Source organism: Phyllobacterium sp. P5_D12 (assembly GCF_054049495.1).
Genome location: NZ_JBFUMG010000579.1, coordinates 1 through 2,726, shown reverse-complemented (window position 1 = coordinate 2,726; position 2,726 = coordinate 1). Strand labels below are relative to the sequence as shown.

3 protein-coding genes are annotated in these 2,726 nt (G+C 54.4%); all 3 read right to left on the bottom strand.

Annotation, left to right across the window (positions count from 1 at the left end; all coding sequences use genetic code 11):
* On the bottom strand, positions 1-796 hold a 796-nt coding region (gene galE, locus ACXJ5O_RS23775), incomplete at its 3' end, for a UDP-glucose 4-epimerase GalE (RefSeq protein ID WP_457302057.1).
* 122 nt (positions 797-918) lie between these two features.
* The gene (locus ACXJ5O_RS23770) at positions 919-2,106 is read right to left on the bottom strand and encodes a polysaccharide pyruvyl transferase family protein (protein WP_457302056.1); all 1,188 of its coding nucleotides are present in this window, start codon (positions 2,104-2,106) and stop codon (positions 919-921) included.
* A gap of 38 nt (positions 2,107-2,144) precedes the next feature.
* Positions 2,145-2,726 (bottom strand): glycosyltransferase (locus ACXJ5O_RS23765; RefSeq protein ID WP_457302055.1); only part of this gene is annotated, 582 nt, incomplete at its 5' end.

The following is a 2,726-nucleotide window of genomic DNA, read 5'->3' as shown; positions in this document are numbered from 1 at the left end:
CATCAATGATCTCAAGCACCGAGTAGCCGTAACCATATCCGCAATTGGCTGAGGTGCTTTTGCCGCCAGCCTCGAGATAATTCAGCGCACAGAGATGCGCCTGCGCCAGATCGCTGACGTGGATATAATCACGGATGCAGGTTCCGTCGGCTGTCGGGTAGTCCGTACCGTAAACCTCGATGTGAGAGCGTTCGCCCGTCGCAGCCTGGCTGGCGATCTTGATCAGATGGGTTGCGCGCGGGAACGATTGTCCGGAACGCAGTTGCGGATCGGCGCCGGCCACGTTGAAATAGCGTAGCGCAACATAGTTAAAATCCGGATGAGCGGCTGCCGCGTCGCGCAACATCCACTCCGTCATCAGTTTTGACGTGCCATAGGGTGAAATCGGTTGATGCGGCATTTCTTCGGTGATTGGGGTCTTCTCGGGCTCGCCATAGACGGCGGCCGTGGACGAAAAAATGAAATGCTGGATACCTTCGGCGATAGCCGCCTCGATCAACGCGCGCGACTGCACTGTGTTGTTACGGTAATAGAAAAGCGGATCGCGTACGGAATCCGGCACAACGATAGAGCCGGCAAAGTGCAGGATCGCGGTCACTCCGTGCGTGCGGATCACATCGCGCACGAGCGCCTGATCGCCGACATCGCCCTCGATGAACGGGACGTCTTCGGGCACCAGCCAGGAAAAACCGCAGCTCAGATCATCGAGCACGACAGCGGATCGTCCCGCGTCTTTCAATGCGAGCACCATGTGGCTGCCTATATAGCCAGCACCACCTGTAACAAGAACGGTCATTGGGGAAACTCCTGGAATTCTGTTTGAGGGATTGTTTGTAAGCAMCTGGCTTTTGCCAATTAGCGAATTTTGGTTGGACCTCCCCAACCTGCTGCGTCCCCCCCCCGAAAGTCGCACTGGTATCATGCGACACGGCGAACCGAATCCGGCACCTGCTTGTCGGTCTCCACCATTTTGTGATCCACACCGTTTTCCGTTAGAAACTGGTGCATTTCGCCATAGGTCCGGTACCAAGCCCGATTGTATTTATCGAAGAGCGACTGGTCCCAATAGTCCTCCAGCCTGAACTTCCCGCCGCTAAACACATCGAAACTCGGAATTTGATAGGTCTCGGCAAACTCCGCGGTGCGGCTGTCATAGGTGAAGTAGATGGAAGGCACGCCATTGGCCAAGGCCATGAGATTGCCGTGCAGCCGATAACCGAGAACGAGTTCTTTTGTCCGGACGAGGCTTTCATAATCGGCGACGACATCGGAGTAGAACATGCGGTCGCGGTAGAGCTTTTCAATCGTCTCATCCAGATACCAGTCGGAAGCCCATTTGTTTGCTCTCAGAGCTTCAATCGCTTCTTCCTTCTGGTCATCTGTCCCGAAAACCAGTTTTTTTTCTTCGACTTCGCCCTGGGCCATCAGGGTCGCGTCGAAGCGACCTGCCATCTCCTTGACGAGATCGCGATGAAACGTCAGGTAACGCTCAATATCCTGAGCATAGGTCGGTGAGACCTCTCGCCGGATGGTGATCCCGATATTTCGCACCTCATCAAGCCGCGGCAGTTCTATTCTCATCTCGGGATCGTTGCGGCGGAATGCAGTCGGACAGCCAATAATTCGAACATTTTTTATGCCGATATCGCTCATGACCTGTGCAGAATAGGCTCCACGCACACCGACCGAAGCCGTCGAGTCCGCTATCACCTTCAGAACTGTCTTCGTTTGCTCGGAGAGTTCCAATTGGCCTTCGACTGGAGCTTGAGCCCCTATGCCAAAGGCAATCACCGGCAGACCGAGCCGCTTCAGAACCGGGATGGTATCGGTCCAGTCCATGTGCTGATGAACATAGTTCGAGCCGCGAAGAATGACGTAGTCATATTCCTCCCGCAGGCGATCGATGTGATCCATGTTCGGATTCATGATCGGCAATTCAGCCTGCTTTTCGTAGTTCATCAATTTCAACGACGAATCGAAGACAAAAGCGTCGCCGATATTATGGTAGTGATTGATACTACGCTGCACATCGCTGTGCTGATACCAGCGAACACTGTCGTGATCGTAGACCTCGCCCGATGGGATCATTACCAGTACACGTGCCATGGGGTTTCCTTCTCGTGGCGTTGAAAGCTGGCGAAAATTCAGCTTGCTTGCGAAAGAACGACATCGGTCCTTGCGGCTATGTTGATTGGCTCTTGCCGGCCAGATTTGAGCAGGTCGCCATAGAGGGCAACATGTTCTTCGGCACAGTCGATGTAATTCGTTGGCCGGCGGGCACTGTGATGAAGACGATCCCAAATCAATGGATCACACAATACCTCCGTGAAACGGTCTGCAAGATCTTCGGCGCTGCGAACGCGGAAATGCAGGCCATCCTCACCATCGCGTACTTTTTCGGCCATCCCGCCAATATTGGAGCAGATGATGGGCCGGCGATGATGCAATGCTTCCTGAATAACGATCGGCGAATTCTCCCACCATATTGAAGGCATGACGACCCAGTCGACCGATTGCATCAGGCGTGGCATTTCAGCGTTCTGATAGGCGCCGTAGAAGCGCACGCGCGAGCCGGCCTCTGCTATCAGCTTTTCCATGCGTTCCTGAAATTCGCGCGGCTGTTTTTCGAGATTGCCGCCGAAAATCATCAAGCGAGAATCCGCACCCCACGTCTCTTCCGGTACACGGGATACCGCGTCAACGAGGACATCTATGCCTTTGTAGGG